Annotated in this window: 28 protein-coding genes and 1 pseudogene; 21 read left to right on the forward strand and 8 right to left on the reverse strand. The window is 68.9% G+C overall.

What is annotated here, in order from left to right; genetic code table 11:
* Window positions 1-42: 42 nt before the first annotated feature.
* From ACIQVL_RS48635 to ACIQVL_RS48730, 20 genes and pseudogenes are all read left to right on the forward strand, one after another.
* The gene (locus ACIQVL_RS48635) at window positions 43-783 is read left to right on the forward strand and encodes a hypothetical protein (protein ID WP_403478885.1); all 741 of its coding nucleotides are present in this window, start codon (window positions 43-45) and stop codon (window positions 781-783) included.
* Window positions 780-1,385 (forward strand): hypothetical protein, encoded by a 606-nt coding sequence (locus tag ACIQVL_RS48640; RefSeq protein WP_403478886.1) that lies wholly within the window; start codon window positions 780-782, stop codon window positions 1,383-1,385. Before ACIQVL_RS48635 ends, ACIQVL_RS48640 begins: the two co-directional genes overlap by 4 nt.
* The gene (locus tag ACIQVL_RS48645) at window positions 1,378-1,584 is read left to right on the forward strand and encodes a hypothetical protein (RefSeq protein WP_403478887.1); all 207 of its coding nucleotides are present in this window, start codon (window positions 1,378-1,380) and stop codon (window positions 1,582-1,584) included. The genes ACIQVL_RS48640 and ACIQVL_RS48645 overlap by 8 nt, the downstream gene beginning before the upstream one ends.
* Complete coding sequence (locus ACIQVL_RS48650) at window positions 1,584-2,696, forward strand: phage Gp37/Gp68 family protein (RefSeq protein ID WP_403478888.1); 1,113 nt, start codon at window positions 1,584-1,586, stop codon at window positions 2,694-2,696. The genes ACIQVL_RS48645 and ACIQVL_RS48650 overlap by 1 nt, the downstream gene beginning before the upstream one ends.
* The gene (locus ACIQVL_RS48655) at window positions 2,693-3,172 is read left to right on the forward strand and encodes a hypothetical protein (RefSeq protein ID WP_403478889.1); all 480 of its coding nucleotides are present in this window, start codon (window positions 2,693-2,695) and stop codon (window positions 3,170-3,172) included. The genes ACIQVL_RS48650 and ACIQVL_RS48655 overlap by 4 nt, the downstream gene beginning before the upstream one ends.
* A pseudogene (locus tag ACIQVL_RS48660) lies at window positions 3,169-3,426 on the forward strand (WhiB family transcriptional regulator); the annotation flags it as partial. The gene ACIQVL_RS48655 and the pseudogene ACIQVL_RS48660, both read left to right, overlap by 4 nt.
* A gap of 326 nt (window positions 3,427-3,752) precedes the next feature.
* Complete coding sequence (locus tag ACIQVL_RS48665) at window positions 3,753-4,544, forward strand: hypothetical protein (RefSeq protein ID WP_403478890.1); 792 nt, start codon at window positions 3,753-3,755, stop codon at window positions 4,542-4,544.
* Complete coding sequence (gene ssb / locus ACIQVL_RS48670) at window positions 4,541-5,044, forward strand: single-stranded DNA-binding protein (RefSeq protein ID WP_403478891.1); 504 nt, start codon at window positions 4,541-4,543, stop codon at window positions 5,042-5,044. The genes ACIQVL_RS48665 and ssb overlap by 4 nt, the downstream gene beginning before the upstream one ends.
* Window positions 5,045-5,182: 138 nt before the next feature.
* Window positions 5,183-5,485 carry a hypothetical protein gene (locus ACIQVL_RS48675; RefSeq protein WP_403478892.1) on the forward strand — a complete coding sequence of 101 codons (303 nt, stop codon included), beginning with the start codon at window positions 5,183-5,185 and terminating at the stop codon, window positions 5,483-5,485.
* A 190-nt stretch (window positions 5,486-5,675) separates the two neighbouring features.
* Window positions 5,676-6,245 (forward strand): HNH endonuclease signature motif containing protein, encoded by a 570-nt coding sequence (locus ACIQVL_RS48680; protein WP_403478893.1) that lies wholly within the window; start codon window positions 5,676-5,678, stop codon window positions 6,243-6,245.
* A gap of 27 nt (window positions 6,246-6,272) precedes the next feature.
* The gene (locus ACIQVL_RS48685) at window positions 6,273-6,716 is read left to right on the forward strand and encodes a hypothetical protein (RefSeq protein ID WP_403478894.1); all 444 of its coding nucleotides are present in this window, start codon (window positions 6,273-6,275) and stop codon (window positions 6,714-6,716) included.
* Window positions 6,713-7,270, forward strand: a complete 558-nt coding sequence (locus ACIQVL_RS48690) for a hypothetical protein (protein WP_403478895.1) — start codon at window positions 6,713-6,715, stop codon at window positions 7,268-7,270. The genes ACIQVL_RS48685 and ACIQVL_RS48690 overlap by 4 nt, the downstream gene beginning before the upstream one ends.
* A 14-nt stretch (window positions 7,271-7,284) precedes the next feature.
* Complete coding sequence (locus ACIQVL_RS48695; protein ID WP_403478896.1) at window positions 7,285-7,464, forward strand: hypothetical protein; 180 nt, start codon at window positions 7,285-7,287, stop codon at window positions 7,462-7,464.
* The gene (locus ACIQVL_RS48700) at window positions 7,461-7,844 is read left to right on the forward strand and encodes a hypothetical protein (RefSeq protein ID WP_403478897.1); all 384 of its coding nucleotides are present in this window, start codon (window positions 7,461-7,463) and stop codon (window positions 7,842-7,844) included. The genes ACIQVL_RS48695 and ACIQVL_RS48700 overlap by 4 nt, the downstream gene beginning before the upstream one ends.
* Entirely contained in the window at window positions 7,841-8,401 is a 561-nt protein-coding gene (locus tag ACIQVL_RS48705; protein WP_403478898.1) for a DUF1643 domain-containing protein, read from the forward strand. Before ACIQVL_RS48700 ends, ACIQVL_RS48705 begins: the two co-directional genes overlap by 4 nt.
* Window positions 8,402-8,415: 14 nt before the next feature.
* Window positions 8,416-9,039: a response regulator transcription factor gene (locus ACIQVL_RS48710; protein WP_403478943.1), complete on the forward strand. Its 624-nt coding sequence runs from the start codon at window positions 8,416-8,418 to the stop codon at window positions 9,037-9,039.
* 628 nt (window positions 9,040-9,667) lie between these two features.
* Window positions 9,668-9,907, forward strand: a complete 240-nt coding sequence (locus tag ACIQVL_RS48715) for a hypothetical protein (protein ID WP_403478899.1) — start codon at window positions 9,668-9,670, stop codon at window positions 9,905-9,907.
* Window positions 9,904-10,323 (forward strand): hypothetical protein, encoded by a 420-nt coding sequence (locus tag ACIQVL_RS48720; RefSeq protein WP_403478900.1) that lies wholly within the window; start codon window positions 9,904-9,906, stop codon window positions 10,321-10,323. The genes ACIQVL_RS48715 and ACIQVL_RS48720 overlap by 4 nt, the downstream gene beginning before the upstream one ends.
* Complete coding sequence (locus ACIQVL_RS48725; RefSeq protein WP_403478901.1) at window positions 10,320-10,616, forward strand: hypothetical protein; 297 nt, start codon at window positions 10,320-10,322, stop codon at window positions 10,614-10,616. Before ACIQVL_RS48720 ends, ACIQVL_RS48725 begins: the two co-directional genes overlap by 4 nt.
* A complete protein-coding gene (locus ACIQVL_RS48730) occupies window positions 10,613-11,266 on the forward strand; it encodes a nuclease-related domain-containing protein (RefSeq protein WP_403478902.1) in 654 nt (217 codons plus the stop codon). Before ACIQVL_RS48725 ends, ACIQVL_RS48730 begins: the two co-directional genes overlap by 4 nt.
* 342 nt (window positions 11,267-11,608) lie before the next feature.
* Here ACIQVL_RS48730 and ACIQVL_RS48735 read toward each other — a convergent pair whose 3' ends face one another.
* Window positions 11,609-12,370, reverse strand: coding sequence for a hypothetical protein (locus tag ACIQVL_RS48735; RefSeq protein ID WP_403478903.1), 762 nt, complete (start codon window positions 12,368-12,370; stop codon window positions 11,609-11,611).
* A 112-nt stretch (window positions 12,371-12,482) separates the two neighbouring features.
* Window positions 12,483-12,692 (reverse strand): hypothetical protein, encoded by a 210-nt coding sequence (locus ACIQVL_RS48740; RefSeq protein ID WP_403478904.1) that lies wholly within the window; start codon window positions 12,690-12,692, stop codon window positions 12,483-12,485.
* 275 nt (window positions 12,693-12,967) lie between these two features.
* On the opposite strand from ACIQVL_RS48740, the gene ACIQVL_RS48745 reads away from it, so the two are divergent.
* A complete protein-coding gene (locus ACIQVL_RS48745) occupies window positions 12,968-14,059 on the forward strand; it encodes a hypothetical protein (RefSeq protein ID WP_403478905.1) in 1,092 nt (363 codons plus the stop codon).
* A gap of 123 nt (window positions 14,060-14,182) precedes the next feature.
* Here the strand turns inward: ACIQVL_RS48745 and ACIQVL_RS48750 are convergent, their stop codons facing one another.
* From ACIQVL_RS48750 to ACIQVL_RS48775, 6 genes are read right to left on the reverse strand one after another with little or no spacing between them, the layout of a single operon-like run.
* On the reverse strand, window positions 14,183-15,001 hold the full coding sequence (locus ACIQVL_RS48750; protein ID WP_403478906.1) for a hypothetical protein: 819 nt from the start codon (window positions 14,999-15,001) through the stop codon (window positions 14,183-14,185).
* Window positions 15,002-15,409, reverse strand: coding sequence for a hypothetical protein (locus ACIQVL_RS48755; RefSeq protein WP_403478907.1), 408 nt, complete (start codon window positions 15,407-15,409; stop codon window positions 15,002-15,004).
* Complete coding sequence (locus tag ACIQVL_RS48760) at window positions 15,406-15,804, reverse strand: hypothetical protein (protein WP_403478908.1); 399 nt, start codon at window positions 15,802-15,804, stop codon at window positions 15,406-15,408. Before ACIQVL_RS48760 ends, ACIQVL_RS48755 begins: the two co-directional genes overlap by 4 nt.
* Window positions 15,801-16,259, reverse strand: coding sequence for a hypothetical protein (locus ACIQVL_RS48765; RefSeq protein WP_403478909.1), 459 nt, complete (start codon window positions 16,257-16,259; stop codon window positions 15,801-15,803). Before ACIQVL_RS48765 ends, ACIQVL_RS48760 begins: the two co-directional genes overlap by 4 nt.
* Window positions 16,256-16,840: a hypothetical protein gene (locus tag ACIQVL_RS48770; protein WP_403478910.1), complete on the reverse strand. Its 585-nt coding sequence runs from the start codon at window positions 16,838-16,840 to the stop codon at window positions 16,256-16,258. The genes ACIQVL_RS48765 and ACIQVL_RS48770 overlap by 4 nt, the downstream gene beginning before the upstream one ends.
* On the reverse strand, window positions 16,837-16,983 hold the full coding sequence (locus tag ACIQVL_RS48775; RefSeq protein WP_403478944.1) for a DUF4326 domain-containing protein: 147 nt from the start codon (window positions 16,981-16,983) through the stop codon (window positions 16,837-16,839). Before ACIQVL_RS48775 ends, ACIQVL_RS48770 begins: the two co-directional genes overlap by 4 nt.
* Between the last annotated feature and the right edge of the window lie 24 nt (window positions 16,984-17,007).

The following is a 17,007-nucleotide window of genomic DNA, read 5'->3' on the forward strand; positions in this document are numbered from 1 at the left end:
CTACGGAGCACCACCAAGCCCCAACCAGGACGGAGGCCCGCCATGGCCACCAACCAGCGCACCGCGAAGAAGACCACACCCGCCCAGCGAGACGCCGCGAAGAAGACCACCCCGGCACGCAGGGCCCCGGCCAAGAAGCCGGCCACCCGCCGCCCCGCCGCCAAGAAGACCGCAGCCGCCCCGCTCCCGCAGCGCGACAAGCCGTTCATGACCGACATCCAAGCCCACGCCACCATCGCCTCCCGCCTCGCCGGCATCACCACCGAACGCATCCGCGACTGGCACGACCACCGCAACGGCACCGCCACCCGCCCCCTCCACGACGGCAGCCACCTCCACTACGTCCTCGCCACCCGCACCCTCACCTGGCAAGCCATCTGCCCCATGGGCGCCACCCACACCTACACCCTCGACCGACCCTCCACCGCGATGGCCGCCCGCCTCCACACCGACCGCTGCACCGAAACCCACGCCCAGTTCAACCACCTGCCCCGCCTCACCGACACCGAATGGGCCGAACTCGGCATCCAGGTCACCACCACAACCAGCATCAAGACCACCACCACCCCCAGCTGGGCCCGCCCGCTCCCCGACGAACCGGACACCGTCAGCACCACCGTCCTCGAACTCCCCGCCACCCCCCGCGTCCTCGCCGACCGACTGAGTCAGACCCCGCGGACCACCGCCGCCGACACCCAGCCCATGTCCGCGCACGACATCGCCGCCAGCCTCGCCGCCCGCGCCGCCCACAACGAGACAGCCAAGGAGCACCCCCAGCCGTGACCACCGAACTCACCCAGGAACAGCGAGACCGCCGCTGGAAGCAGGCCCACACCGCGATCCAGAACGCCCTCGCCGCCTCCTGGACCGAATGGCGCCGCACCGGCGCGTGGAACCACAAGCCTGACTTCACCAAGGCCGCCAACCACGCCATGGACGGCCTCGGCGACCTCGCCGCCGAAATCCTCGCCGACGGCACCATGATGAAGGCCCTCACCATCAAGGACGGCGTCGCCACCCTCGAACTCGCCGAAGCCCACTGGTACCTGAAGCTGTACGTCGCCTCCATGCGCGCCGTCCTCGACGACACCGGCGCCGACAACTACGTCGAAATCTCCTACGAGACCGCCCCCAAGGTCTCCCTGGACCTCCGCGACGGCGACAACCCGACCGACAACTACACCCTCACCCTGCAGCGACGCACCAAGCCCACCCCCCACGAGTTCCGGCTGCGCGCCGAGGAGAACCTGGCCGCCGTCATGCACGTCATCGAGCACTGGGTCGACCAGGTCAAGGACGGCGACGACGTCCACGTCGACGAACTCACCCGAGCCCTCCAGCGAGTCGGCCATCCTGTCCGCGGATACGAGCACGCCGATGGCTGACCACACGCCCGGCTACGTCGACCACCTCGCCACCCAACTCCGCGATCGCCCCGATCTCCTGCGCCTCGCCGAGAACGAGCTCCAGGAACTCCGCGGGCTCAAGGCCACCGTGGCCCGCTTCATCCACAACCCCGCCATCGCCCTCGACATCCGCCAGAACCTCGCCCAAGAACTCCACCTGCCCACACCGGAGAAGTAATGGCCACCAACACCAGCATCGAATGGGCCGACAAGACCTGGTCACCCATCATCGGCTGCGACCGCGTCAGCCCCGGCTGCGACGCCTGCTACGCCATCGGAACCGCCCGTATCCGCGAGTCCAACCCGCACCCGAGGATCGCCGCCGCGTTCGCCGGCACCACCCAGCGCACCGACGCCGGCGTCGACTGGTCCGGAACCGTGAACCTCCTGGACGAGCGTCTCGCCGAGCCCTTGAGCTGGAAGACGCCCATCAAGGTCTTCGTGAACTCCCTGTCCGACCTGTTCCACAAGAACGTCCCGACCGAGTTCATCGCCAAGGTGTTCGCCGTCATGGCGCTCACCCCGCAGCACTCGTACCAGTTGCTCACCAAACGGCACGCGCGGATGCGAGCCCTCCTGAACGATCGGAACTTCGTCGTCGCCGTACGCACCGAGATGTACGTCCGCGACCGAGACGCGACGCTTCGCCAGGACGAGGTGTGGCCGCTGCCGAATCTGTGGCTGGGCGTGAGTGTCGAGAACCAGCAGTGGGCCGACCTGCGCATCCCCGCTCTCCTCGACACCCCGGCCGCCGTCCGATGGATCAGTGCCGAACCGCTCCTCGGCCCCGTCGACCTCACCCGCATCGCGGCCGGCAGCAAGCAGCAGCCAGACATGGTCTATGACGCCCTCAAGCAGCGCTACGGCGTCCCCGGCCGCTGGCAGGCCACCACCAGCGCCCGACTCGACTGGGTCGTCGCAGGCGGCGAGTCCGGCCCCAAGGCCCGCCCCATGCACCCCGACTGGGCCCGAACCCTCCGCAACCAGTGTGCCGCCGCCAACATCCCGTTCCTGTTCAAGCAGTGGGGCACCTGGGGTGTCGACGCTCCACTCAACGACCAGGGGCGCCTCATCAACACCCGCCGCGGCCTCGGCATCACCGTCGCCAACGACGGCACCGTCTACCAGCCCGGCGACCTCTCCTACCCCGACGGCCCCCGCTACGGCGAAGCCATCCGAGCCGGCCACGACCGCGCCCACCTCACCGGCATGTACCGCCTCGGCAAGAAGGCCGCCGGCCGCGAGCTGGACGGCCGCACGCACGACGAGTTCCCGGCGGTGAACGCGTGACCATCACCGCCTGCGAGACGCAGCACAGCAGCATCACGCGGCCGCCTTCCTGGCGGGTCGCCCTCCCCGAAGGCATGAAGCTCCTCAACGAGAACCAGACCCGCCGCATGCACTGGCACGCCAAAAGCGACCTCGCAGCCGCCATCCGAGCCGCCGCCGCCTACAGCGCCCGCCAAGCCCTCCGAGACGGCATGCCCACCATGCAACGCGCCCACATCTTCTACGTCATCCACCCCGGCCCCCGCGTCACCCGACGCGACCCCGCCAACTGGGCCCAATCCGCCAAAGCAGCCATCGACGGCCTCGTAGACGCCGGAGTCCTCCCCGACGACGACTCAACTCGATGCCTCGGCGGAGACCCCCGACTCGGCACGCCCGTCAAGGGCTCCCAACTGGTCCTGATCCTCACCGACCTCGACCAGATCCACCCCGACCACCTCGCCCTCCTCAACCCGCCCACCGGAGCCACCCGATGACCGCCACCACCCGCCTCGGCACAACGAACGCCGCGAACCCCGACTGGCGCGCCCAAGGCGCCTGCACCAGCGTCGACGCCGAACGGTTCTTCCCGACCGCGCACACCAACGGCTGGAAGAAGCAGACCAAGGCCGCCAAAGCCGTCTGCGCGCGCTGCCCGGTCCGTGACGCCTGCCTGGAGTGGGCGCTCGACACGGGGCAGCCGGCCGGAGTGTGGGGCGGCATGTCCGAGCGGGAACGGCGTGCGCTGCGCGGCTCGTCGGAGTCGCAGATGGAGCGCTGCCTGGACCGGCAGGCGTGGATCGAACGGCAACTCGCCGCGGGCATGTCGCAGCGGGACATCGCCCCGAAACTGCGGGTGACCCGGGCGACGCTGTCGCGGGCCGTCACCCAGTTCCAGGCCGAGCGGGCCACGCAGGGGGTGAAGGCGGCATGAGCCGGCCGGTTCCCCCACATGGGACGATGGCGCGCCGCCTGGGCTGCAAATCCCGTCCCGCGTGCCTGTGTGACGTGTGCATCGAAGGTGCACGCCTCCGCCGGAAGAAGGACGATGTACGTCGCAGCCGTGGAATCTCCGGGATGGCCTCGACCGGGCCGGTGGCCGCCCACCTGAAGCGACTGATTGCGGCAGGGCGCAGCATCACCGGAATAGCCGTCGAAGCGGGTGTGGCCCAGACCACGGTCCGCCGTATTCTGCGCCATCGACTGCCCGAGATCTGGCAGAGCACCGCCGACAAGCTCCTGGCGCTGCGTGATGTCCCCGACCCTGCCGCGCTGGTGGACTCCACCGGTACCGTGCGCAGGCTGCAGGCCCTGGTGGTGATGGGGCACAGTCAGAAGACCATCTCGGATGAGGTGGGGTGTTCGTTCACGTACATCAGCATGCTGACGCACGGGCAGCGGGCGACGGTCACGATGGCGCTGGAGCAGGCTGTCCGGCGGGCCTACGCGCGTCTGTCTATGACCGTAGGTACGTCGTCGTACGGACGCGCCAGGGCTACCGGGTACGGCTGGCATGGCCCGCTCGCCTGGGATGACGAGACGATCGATGACCCGACAGCTCAGCCGTTGACGGACGCTGTGGCGCCGGCGGCGACGGAAGGCGGGAACGTCGCGGACCGCTGGCTGATGGGCGAGTCGGTGATCCTCGGAGCGAAGGACCGGAAGGAAGTCCTGGCCTACCTGTTCGAGTGGACCAACGACACTGCGGCAGAAATCGCGGACAAGTTGGAGATGACCCCGGCGGCGGCAGCCCGGCAGTGGGAGCGGATGAAGGAGCAGGCCCAGCTTGAGGGCCGGCGGCTGTGGCGGCGGGTGTACGTGCCGCGTGAACGAACCCTGAAACAGAACGAGATGGAGGAAGCGGCATGAGCGGCGAGACCGTGATCACTGTGGTGGGCAATGTGGTGGACGAGCAGGTCTCCCTGCGGTTCACGCCTTCCGGAGCTGGCGTCTGCAAGTTCACCGTGGCGTCCACGCCCCGCGTGTACAGCAGAGAGAAGCAGGCGTGGGAGGACGGCCAGACGCTGTACCTGCCGGTGTCGGTGTGGCGGCAGCAGGGAGAGAACTGCGGGGAGACCCTGACCCGCGGGATGCGGGTGATTGTGCAGGGTCGGCTGTCGCAGCGGTCCTACGAGGACAAGCAGGGTGTGAAGCGCACCGTGTACGAGATGGAAGCCGAAGAGGTTGGGGTGTCGCTGCGGTCGGCGACGGCGAAGGTGTCGAAGACGAGCGGCACGGGGCAGGGCCGGCAGGAGTTCGCGCAGGCTCGTCAGGCGTCGTCGCGGGAGGGGTTGGACGATCCGTGGGGTGCGTCGCCGGCGTCCGGTCAGCAGGCTGGTGGGTGGGGGGAGGAGCCGCCACCGTTCTGACCCGGTGCGGGCGGTTCAGGGGTCTGGTCTTCGGACTGGGCCCCTTTCTCATGCCCGCGCACGAGCATTGCGTGACAATGCTTAGGGCGATATGGTGTGGAGTGTTGAACCCCACCAATCCATACACGGGGGACACCCATGCCGATCATCACCACCACCGCGGTCGACCGTGACTACCAGGCCGAACTCGCCGCCCTCAACGCCGACATCGCCGACCTGACCGAGCAGATCAAGGCCGACCGGTTCTACAGCCTGGAACACCGCACCAACACCCACGGCAAGCTCGGCACCCTCCTCAGCCAGGTCCCGATCCTGGAGTGGGAGGCCGAAATCCAGGACCAGCGGCTCGACTGGATCGCCGACGCGGCCCGTATGACCGGTGACCTGCTGCTCGGCGGTATCGCCTACGTGGTGTTCGGGACCCAGGTGCTGCCGTGCTGACTCTCCGCCTCGTCGACCCCAATGGCTATGACGCCGTCACCGAGGGTTATCGAATCGAGGTGTCACCGGATCAGGTAGCCCAGGAGGTTGCCCGGCTGAGGACCGAGGTAGCTGCTCGGCATGCCGAAGAACACTCGTACGCCAGGTATCTGCCGTCGCAATACACCGTTCGAATCGAGACGGAGAACGCATGCTGACAGCATCCGCGGAAGACCGGTTCTGGACCAAGGTGAATCGCAGCGGTCCTATCTCTCTTCGACGCGAAGCGCCTGGTAGGTGCTGGGTGTGGACCGCTTCCCTGAGGGCTGACGGGTACGGCCAGTTTCGGAGTGGCGGACGCGTTGGTGGTCGGAACGTGCGGGCCCATCGAGTTGCCTACGAGCTGCTGGTGAGCGCAATACCGGACGGGTTGGTAATCGATCACCTGTGCAGAAACCGGGCCTGTGTGAACCCTGAGCACCTTGAACCGGTAACGCACCGGGTGAACGTCATCAGAGGTGAGGGGGTATCGGCGAAGGCGGCTCGGGCGACCCATTGCAAGCGAGGGCACGCGTTCGACGCGGAGAACACGATCATCCGGCGTAGCGGCAAGCGCCTGTGCAAGGCGTGCCAGCGCGCATACACGGCTTCTTACAACGCCATGTTGAAGCGTCAGGCGTTGCAGCCTCTGCCCCCTCCCTCTGGCCCAGTCCCCTCCGGCAAGGGCTTCGTCGCGGCCGGCTCCGAGCAGTACAGCAAGTCCCTCTACAAGGCCACCTGACCGCCCCTGCCCCAGGAGAACCCGCGTATGACCACGACCAGCATCAACCCGTCCAAGGCCCTCGGCTACGCGCAGGAGCACGCGCAGAAGGCGTGGGCCACGTTCACCCAGGACCGGAACCTCACCGAGAGGACCACGGGCTGGCAGACCGGTATCAGCCCGGACGGCAGCCCCACCCTCAGCGCCCAGATCACCGGCCCCGATGTCGCGCACGCGTTGCGCCTGTTCACCGCGGACTCCTACGTGATGCTCGGGCAGCCCGGGGACCAGCGTCCGCAGTTCGACTACAGCGTCCCGGGGCGGACGGCGTGCGTGTGGCGGAAGTACGGGGTGTGGATCGAACTGTGGCACCCCGACAGCCCTGAGACGGTGTCGGCCGACACGCGGGCTGTGCGCCGCCGGAACCTGCTCAGCCGCGCCTCCGACCGACTCCCGTTCACCCGACGCAGCAAGGAGACCACCCGCTCATGACCACCACGCCCGCCGCGTACCCGAAGGCCCAGGTCGGACGGCGCATCCTCTACACCCGATACCGGGACCTGCCCAAGACGCCCAGCTACCCCGGCGTCATCACTGGCATCGACACCGACCAGCCCAGTGCGGTCCTGCTGATCCGGCTGGACGGCACTCGCTGCAACCTGCACATGCGACCGAACTACGAAGGCCTGCACTACCTGAACGAGATCGGGCCTGTCCCGGAGCTCCCGATGGGTCGGTTTATCCCGGCCGAGTCGGACAGCAACGGCTTCTACCTGAAGGCCGGAGTGCTCCTGGCCGCGATCGGGGAGGACGGCGAGGCACTCATCGTCATCACGGACGACCTGGCGAAGGCCCGGGCTGCCGCTGTCGCCTGGGCTGAGGAGACCGACCTCGATGTCGACTACCTGGGCCTGGACCGCTTTGAGGCCCAGTGGGCGGTGTTCGAGTGGATGCCGGAGGACGCTGAGTACCCATGGATCTTCCGCGAGGACGTCAGCCCGGACGAGGACCAGGCCGTGCACATCTACTACCTGCCTGCCGCCTGAGGAGGCACCACAGCATGACCGTCTTCCTGATCGCCGCCGCCGTCCTGCTGGCCGTCGCCTTCGCCGTGCACCGGCTGAAGCGCGCGGCCACGCGCGTCAACACGATCCTCCACGAGGAGGCACCCGACCCGGCCCCGGCCGCCGCACCCGTCCCGCAGCAGGACTCTGCCGCATGGGGAGGTACCACCGCATGACCGCCACACCCGAGACCACCAGCCTTGCCGCGCAATCCCCGGAGTGGATTCCCACCATCGTGGTGATCTGCGGATCCACCCGGTTCATGCAGGAGATGGCGGAGGCCAACCTGCTGGAGACCGCGGACGGGAAGATCGTGCTGGCGCCCGGCTGCAACATGAAGGAGCCGCACCCGCGCTGGGACGACCCGCTGGAGGCCGAGCGGCTGAAGGGGAGTCTGGACCAGTTGCACCGGGCGAAGATCAGGCTCGCCGACGAGGTTCTGGTCGTCGGCGACTACATCGGGTCCTCCACCACAGCGGAGATCCGATACGCGCGTGCCCTGGGCAAGCCGGTCCGTTTCACCCACCCGGAAGTCGACCCCGGGAGGACGCAGTGACCGTTCTCGAGATGATGCCCGCCGACATGGACCTGGACGTCACCGTCGACCAGCGGGAAGACCTCGCAGGCGGGACCGCGGCCGCCGTGTTCGACGCTGGTCGCACCTACCGGTACCTGCTCACCCGCATCTGGGACCCGGCCAAGGCTCCGCTGGTGTGGGTGATGCTCAACCCCAGCACGGCGGACGCGTTCGTGGAGGACCCGACGATCCGCCGCTGCCTGTCCTTCGCGCAGCGTGAGGGCGCTGGCGGGATCGTCGTCGTCAACCTGTTCGCGTTGCGCTCCACCGACCCGCGGGCCCTGCGGCATCACGCGGATCCGGTGGGCCGGTACAACGACGCGTTCATACGGCAGGCCGTCCGTACCGGTGGCCGTGTCGTCGCGGCGTGGGGTGCCGGCGGTGCCGAGCACGGGCGCGGGACCGCCGTGGCGGCGTCCCTGGGCGCCCAGGGCGTCCCGGTGGCGTGCCTGGGGACGACGTCGACCGGGCAGCCCCGGCATCCGCTGTACGTGCCCGGCAGCGCCGTCCTGCAGCCGTATGGGGGTGGAGCGTGACTGCTCCTGTTCAGGTGGGCCCGTCGTCTGTCGATGGCGGGCCCGTCGCATCTCTGACGGACGTACACGTGCGCGTCCTCCAGTTGGCAGCACACGGCAACACCGATCAGGCGATCGCCGAGCAGATGGGCCTCAGCCGGAACACGGTGCTGGGCTACTGGAAGGCGTTGAAGCCGAAGCTGGGGGCGGAGGACCGTACGCATGCGGTAGCGATAGCCATCGACATGCGGCTCATCGCGCTGTCGCCGTCGCTGCGTCCGCGCGCGGTAACGGTGAAGTCGACGTCTGGCCGGATCGGTGAACTCCTGACGGTTGCCGAGTCCCAGAGTCTGTCGGTGGATGAGGCGCTGGAGTTGCGTGCTCTGGTGGCGTCGCTGGATCAGGCGCGTCGGTCTGCTGGTGGTCTGCAGAACGCTCTGTCGGAGGCGCGGACGCAACGCGACCGTGCTGTGCGCGCGAACTCCATGGTGGGGGACCGGTTGCGTGACCTGGTGGGCCGGCTTCCTGAGACGGCGGGTCCGTTGAGGTCGGTGCTGCTACGTGCCGCGGACGACCTGCTGGCCGGTACCGCGGAGCCGGCAGTGCACAGCCGCGGGGTACCGAACGCCCCACACCACTCCCGGAAACGGACATCTTAGACATCTGTACGGGCGGGCAAGAACGATCAGCCTGCCACCTTCCCCGAAAACCCACCCACCCCCTTGGGACACCCATGCCTGAAACCGTCACCCAACCAGCCACCACGACACCCAACCCGGCCGAACGGATAGCCCACTGGGAACCCACCCTCAGCGCACTCGGATGGCAGGTCACCATCACCCACGCCCCCGACCGGGCCCGCCTGGAAGCCTTCCACCCGTCCGGCGCCACCATCATGATCACGTCGGGGACGGCAGCCCGCTGTACCTCTGGACGCGTCCAGCTGTACGCCCTCAACCCGCCGGGCGTAACCCCTGCGGGATGGCGGGCCCTGAACAAGACCACCCTCGCCGCGTTCGCACGTACCCACACTCTGCAGGCGGGCCGGTACGTGCCCACGAAGTGCCAGTGCCGATCCGGGGGCGGCGGTCGGAAGGTCCGGTACACGACCAGGAAGCACGCCGAGGACGGTCTCCTGGGCACACGCATCGCACGGTCCTTGCGCGGCGAACAGAGACGGCACGAGGCGCGTGCCTACCGGTGCCCGACCGACGACCGGGTGTGGCATTTGTCGTCTCGGGCGTCGTGGCGTGCCGCAGCCGATGACTCGCCTCTGTGGGCGGCATCGTGAGCAGGGTTGTCCTCGCGCAGTGCGCCCTTGTCGCCGGTATCGCGCTCGTCACCGCGTACGTGTGGCTGCGTGCCACGGGTACGCGCACGTTCACCGTGGCCGGCCTGTTCTCGTGCGTGGCCATCTTCGTCCTCACCGCACTGCTCATCGAAGCACTCGTGGCCCGGGCCCGCCGCGGCCGGCTACGACGCGCCCACGCACGACCCCGAACCTCCAAGACCAGGAAGGCAGCATGACCGAACTGGACAAGACCCGGCGCTACCTCAGGCCCGTGCGGGCCACGGTTATCTCCGACAACCCGGACGGCGTGCACCTGGCCGTGTACGAGTGGTTGTCCGCGTTCGACGAGTGGGCGACCGGGCCGGGGATCTGTGGGGAGTCCATGATGCAGGGCCCGCTTCCGGAGGGCACGGAGGTGACGTGCTCGTCGTGTCTGGAGTATCAGCCGAAGTACGAGCGGATGCTGGCCCCCGGCTACCGGCCGGAGGACGACGACCCGGGCGCGCTGCGGGCGAAGCTGGATCGGATCCGTACCGAGGTGCGGATGCTGTGCGAATGCTGCCTGGACAACCGGGAGCGCATGGGCCGTATCCGCGCCGAGTTGGGCCTGGACACCGACGGGTATCTCCCGGAGGACGGTGAGGATCAGTGAGTATCTGGGCAACCATCTTCGACCTCGAGGACAACCCGCCCTACCGGTACGAGGGCTCGCACGTCCTGCCGCACGAGGACGACCCGCGGGATACGGGGTGTGTAGTGCAGTTGGCGGAGGTGCCGTCGCACATCACCCGGGACGGGCGGGATGACCGGCCGGAGGACGGGGCGCCGTGGCCGTGGATGCGGCTGTCACTGGGCCGGGAGGACGTCGTCCTGGCCCGGGAGCAAGTGCGTGGCATGTACGAGGCGATGGGCGCCTGGCTGGAGCAGACGGAGGGGCGCCGGTGAGCGCGGCAGGCCGGTCGGCGGCCGCGGAGGCCCGCGCCATACGCGCGCGGGCACGGCGGGGCGTGTGGCGACGTATCACAGCCCTGACCGGCACCAGCCCGGAGGCGGCCCGCGCGGACGCTGTAGCGGCCCGCTGGCAGCGCGGCGCAGACGCGGAACGAGCCACCGCCCGGCTGCTGCACGGGCTGCGATGGCGGGGATGGCGGATCCTTCACGACCGACGCTTACCGGGCCACGGCCGCGCCAACATCGATCACGTCCTCGTCTCCCCGTGCGGGACGGCGGTAGTAGTCCTGGACACGAAGGCGTGGCACAGGTCGTGGTCGACGGATCTGCTGGCCGGGAGGGTGCACTGCGGCAGCGAGGACCGGCACGGCGAGGTGGAGAAGGTGGCCCGGTACACGGGCACGGTAGGCCGGCTGCTGGGACTGCATGCGGGTGCGGTGTGGCCGATGCTGGTCGTCCACGGCTCACCGGTTGCTGGTGGTGTGCTGGACGCGCGGGTGGCCGGCTGGGATGGGCCGGTGTGGGTGTTGGGGGCGGACCGGTTGGTGGCTGCGCTGGTGGCGGCGCCGTCTGGGTGGAGTGTGCGGCGTGCGGCGGTGTTGCGGCGCAGGGTGGCTGGGGTCTTGCCGCCGTATCGGGGGTGAGGCGTACGGTGAGCGTCCCTGGGGGGCACCCGTAGCGGCCCGCTGGTCCTTGACGGACCGGTGGGCCGCTTTCGTTGTGCCCACAGCTAAAACCGCCCGCCTCGACGGGGGATGCGAGGCGGGCGGCAGTCTGTGGGCCCCTGGCCCGTCTGCACCCGTAGGTGGCGGGACTGTCCTCCGTTGGCCGTGACGCCGTCGGCGAGCAGGGGCCCCGCCTCGGTGATATGTCCGATCCCAGTGTCAGCCATGGCAGTCACGTGCCGTCGGACTCGCTCACGCGAGGAAAACGGGCCTGGGGTCCAGCATGGCACGTCCCACTGACAGCGCTCCCGGCGCCGACGGTCAGGTCTGGCGGAGGTAGTAGTTGGTGTGCAGCTGCCGCAGGCCCGGCAGGTCGTACTCGGTGGTGAACCGGCCCGCGTCCGCCGTAGCAGCCGGGCCGCGGTTCGTTGAGCACATGACCGGTTCCCGGCCCGCCGTCGACTTGACGCACTCCCCGGACGCCACGATGCCGTTCTTGTTCAGGTCGGTGTTCGGGTGGTCCAGGCCGAGGGCGTGCCCGAGTTCGTGAGTGGCGGTGTCCTTGCGGTAGCCGTCGTTGACGGTCGGGTTCGTCGAGAACCATGCGCTGGTGGTCCAGTATTCGGTGTCGAGGGAGATGTGCGCGCTCCATGCGGAGCCGTCGGCGGTGCTGTGGCAGGGTCTGGTCTGGGACATGCCCTTGGTGCCCATGGGCCGGTAGGTGTAGTGGACGATGATGCGGTGCCGGGTGGGGCAGGTGGTGATGGGTGTGGTGTCGAGGGTGGTGGACACGGTGATGGGCACGCCGACGGTGGTGGTGACCTGGGCGGCGGGCCCGGTGAAGTAGCTGCGTAGCTTGGTGCGGGCGGTCGCGTTGGCGAAGACCACGACGTACGGGTCGGGGGACAGGCTGTAGATGCCGGCGCCGGTCTCCGCCTTCCACCCGGTGCCCGAGTAGACGGGTGTGGTGGTGGCGCCGTGGGCGTCGGTGCTGGAGGCGAGGAGCAGCGCGGCGACGGTGAGCAGGCCTGCGATGACGGCTGCGAGGGTGCGGCGGATTCGTGCGGGTTTGTGTGCGGGCATGCCATTCAGTCTGGACACGTTTCCCCGCCGTGTTCCCAGCGCTCAGACTGGGCAGGCTTGGGCCCGGCAGCGTGCTGGGGGCACGGCTGCCGGGCTGCTCACATGGTGGGGGTCAGCCCCAGCCGGTGTCGCCCTGTACGACAGGGGTGGTGTCGGTGGGCGTCGTGCCCCAGCCGGTGTCGGCCGGGACGGTGGTGGCGGGGGCGCCCCAGCCGGTGTCGGCGTAGGTGACGGGTGTCAGGTCGGTGGCGAGGAAGGTGCCGGTGGTGGCGAGAGCGGCGATGGTGAGGGCGATCAGGGTGCGTGTGATTCGTTTCTTCACAGGGTGGGTCCTTTCTTCCGTTTGTGTTCGGGCATGAAAATGGGGCGTCTGGCCCGATTCTCGTGTACTGGGTCCGCTGCGATTTCCCCTGTGCCAAACCGTGTTCCTGGCAGTTAGACGTGTGTGGCGTGGGGGAGGACCTGGTGTACGAGCGTCGGGGGACGCCCGGGAATGAATGTGCCGTAGGCTCGTTGCGGTATCAATCGTTTGGGTGTGCGGGTGGTCGCGGTGCGGAAACCCGCAGATGATCTAGGGTGCGATCTCGGGGGAAAGCGTTGGCCATGGTTTTTGGTGAGGGTGACAGACGTGCCGGGCATTTGTCCGAACAAGCAACCCGGTTGTATGGGGCAATCGCCGGACAAGAATGGGAACTTGTCGACACACTCCAAGCCGCGGATCCGAATGCCCGTCAGGAATTGCAGGCCTGGGGGCTGATCAGCGACGAGGAAACCCCGATAGCCCGCGACCCCCAGCAGGCCATCCGGACACTGGTCACCCAGGAACTCGCCGCGGCACTCCGCCACATAGAGCTGGTCGCGACCATGCCGGACCTGTCCCGGGACCTGATCCGCGAGTACCGGCAGGTCCAGCTGAGGGCTTCCGAGGCGAGCGTGTACCTGGCCGATCAGGCCGAGGTGAACGCACGGCTGCGGGATGTGGTGGGTGATGCCCGCCGGGAGATCCTCGCCGCGCAGCCCGGCGGCCCCCGGAAACGGGAGGTCCTCGAGGACGCTGTCACCCGGGACCGTGCAGCGTTGGACCGCGGGGTGGTGTTGCGGACCATCTACCGGGACACGGTCCGGGACCATCCGGTGACCGCCGAGTACGCGCGGACGATGTCTACGCGGGCTGGTGGCCGGCCTGCCCAGTACCGGACGCTGGTCGGCGACTTCGAACGGATGATCATTGTGGATCGGGAGGTGGCGTTCACCTCCGACCACATCGTCGACGACTCCCCGCCGCACTCGGCGTGGCTGATCACTGATCCTGCGGCCGTGTCCGTGCTTGCCGCGGTGTTCGACGCGACGTGGCGGCGTGCTCAGCCGTGGACGGGTGAGGTGCGGCCGTCCCGCCGCAGCCAGGCCCGTAGCGCTGGAACGGTACGCCCGGACGGGGTGCGGACGAGCCGGGAGGAGCGGGAGGTGATGCGGATGCTGTGCGCCGGTGTCCCGCAGTCGTCGACGGCGAAGAAGGTGGGGGTGTCGAAGCGGAAACTGGAGGAGACGATCGCCTCCCTGAAAGCCCTGTGGGGGGTGCGGACGTTGAACGAGTTGATCTACCAGTATGCGTTGTCCCCGGACCGGCTCGTCGACGACAGCGACACCCTGCCAGTGACCAGCGCGGTCACCACAGAGGCGGCTGAGTAGCCTCCTCAGCTGCATCCTCCGGGTCGTCCAGGTCGATGACCTCCTGCCCGTCCAACGGGGCTGGGGTGGGCCGGGACAGGGCCGCCTGTAACCCGTCCAGGCGCGCGTACACCGCCGGATCGGTCACTCCTGCTCCGTCTCCGCGCCGCCGATGACCAGGCTGAGCCGGGCCCGCTGCGGGACGGGCTGCTTACCCGGGATGGGCCAGTCGTCGGCCCGGACGCCGTACACGGGCGGCTCCCAACTGTCCCAGGTGTAGTGCCGGTACAGGCGCACCCAGTCCGCCTCGAAGTAGCAGGGCAGCAGACCGCCAGCGTTGGGTATCGGCTCCGGGGCGCCCGCGTTCTGCGCCTTCACCTGTTCCTGTACGCGTACGGCATGGTCGCGGTGGCGGGGGCAGAACCAGTGGTAGCGGTACCAGCCGGTGCTGGGCTGCTTTTCCAGGACGCGGTGCTTGCCAGGGGCGCCGCACACGTTGTCGGTGTTACGGAAGTCCTCGGCGTCTCGCTTGTTCTGCTCAACCCGGGCGAGCAGGCTCATCTGCTCCGCCTTGTAGGGGCGTTCCTTGTACGGGCGGAGCCGTGGACCGTCGCAGCGCCGTGTGGACGGGTCGTAGCCGCCGGGGCGTTCGTCCGGGGGAACGTAGCGGGGGCGGTCGTGCTCGATCAGGGTGCGCACCGGATCGGTGTAGCGGTGTCGGTCGTCTCTGCCGAGAGCCTTGCGGATCTGCCGCCACATCTCCTTCGGGGTATCGAAGTCCCTAGTGGTGATGACGTAGGCGAACGCGAGGAGGAGGCGGCGGGAGTCGGCGTCGGCTCGGTCGTCCTGGTAGATCTGGTGGGCTAGCTCGGCGAAGGACTCGCCTCCACCTCCGCCGCCCTTGGTCTTCCACGCCGGGTAAGGGCGCGGCCCCTGGTCGGTGACGAGATTCAACGCCCCCACTCAGGCCTCCCCAGTCCGCGTCACCTGATGCACAGCCTTGACCACCGTGTCACGGTTGATGGTCTCCGGGAGCCGCTCAGCCCAGGCGGCCGCCATCTGATCCAGGCGCTTGACCTGCTTCTGCGCGCGCTCGCCGGCGGCCAGTTCGGCGTTGATACGGGCCTTCAGCGGGGCACCGAACTCGCGGGTCATCGGATCCGGCCGGAGGCGCTGCACGGCCTCCCAGAACTGGCGTGCTGCCTCGTCCGGCGTGTAGTCGGGGCCGAACTCCAGGGTTCCGTTGTTGTGGATGGTGATCATCGGGCGCCCGTTGAACGAGATGCTGATCGTGTGGGCCTCGACCTGGGCTGCGCTGACGGTGAAGTCGCTGCCGATGAGTTCATTCCCTGTGATGATCTTGTCGGTCATGCGCTGGTCCTCTCCAGGTCCGGGCAGTTGATGGTGCGGCAGCCGTCGTGCAGGTAGCAGCCATGCAGGCAGCGCGGCCGGTTGTAGCTGGGGGCCTCGTCACGGCGCGGCGCGCGGCGGACCTTGTCGTAGGTGGGCCGCTTGTGCCAGCCGGACGGCTCGTCCTCGATGTCCGGATCCCACTCGTCGACCGCTTCCCGCACGGCCTCCGGGTCGCGGGGGTAGCACCAGGCCCAGTCGTAGCCCCACTGGCCGGCTTCGCCGTGGGGGATGGCGATGAGACGGATGTTGAAGCCTTGCCAGATCCACACGTAGCGGTGGGTGTCGTCGCGGGCGAGTTCTTCACCTTGCCAGTGCTCGTCGACGATCGGCTCGGGGTGGTGGGTGACGGTCACCGGGTGGGCTCCTGGGTGTCGAGGGCGGCGATGATGCGGCGGGCGTGCTCGTAGGGCAGGTCGTGGCAGTTCCGCTCCACGGCGGCCAGGACGTCGTCGTCGACGGTCCACAGCTCGAGCTGGCCGCGTACCGGCCGCGGCGGATGAGGCAGGGCGTGGACGTCCTCAAGGACCCAGTGCCACGTCGCGGGGAATCCCCACGGCGCGCAGCAGCGCGGCTTGGTCGCCTCATGGCAGGACGCAAGGGTGGCGACGGCGATGATCGCTGAGAAGTGCCGTGGCCAGGCGTGGACCATGTCGGCGGGGAGCGCGTTCTCGTCTTCGGCGGCGCCGGCGTGGATGAGGATCGTGCTGCCGAGGTGCGCGGGCGGGATGGGCTTGCTGCGGTTCTCGATCCGCTTCGGCCCGTGGGCGATGGCCGCGGCCCACGGCTGCTTGACGGTCAGGGCCCTCACGTAGTCGTCCTTTCGGGAACAGGTGTGCAGGTGGGGTGTCGGAGGTTGGCGGTGCCGATGGCGTGCGGGTAGTCGTAGGCGCCGAGGATCCGCTTCCACGTCTCTCCGTGGGCGCCACAGGCCTTGCACCGCCAGCGTTCGCCGCCGTCGGCTTCCTCGAGGTCGAACCGGGCGTAGAAGGCGTCCAGTTCGGCCTTGCGTTCCTGGTAGATGGTGGTGCGCCGCTTGTAGTCCTCGTACGTGTTGACCCGGGCTCGCGGGTTGTCGATGGTCTCGTTCCACGCTGGCTGGTAGCGGGGGTGGGTGCGCCAGAGGCGGGCGAGGCCGCGCATGGTGGTGCAGGGGACGCCGGCGGCGCCGGGGCAGGTGATGCAGACGGCGTGGGAGCGGCCGCGGGCGTCGATCCAGATGTTGTGCTCGTTGGCGATCAGGTAGAGGGTGTCGACGCGGTTGAGTTCGGTGTCGCGGGCGGGTCCGGGCGGGAGGTGTTCGGCTGCGGTCTGGGCGTCGGCGAGGCGGGCGTACACGAAGTCCTCGCACCGGAACTCCCACCGCCAGGCCGGGTCGTCGGGGCCGGTCACTCGGTGGCCTCGGGGGTGTTGACCAGCTCCAGAAGCACGTCCGCGTGGCAGGCCTGATCGAGCGGGCACCAGCACATGAGGTCGCGGCCAGCGAGCAGCGCCCGGAACAGGCGCAGGGTGTCGGCCTGCTCGGGCTCGCGAATCCACCGGGCGTACCGGTCGACGGC

Origin of the sequence: Streptomyces sp. NPDC090499 (assembly GCF_044769305.1) — a bacterium.
Lineage (GTDB): Bacteria > Actinomycetota > Actinomycetes > Streptomycetales > Streptomycetaceae > Streptomyces.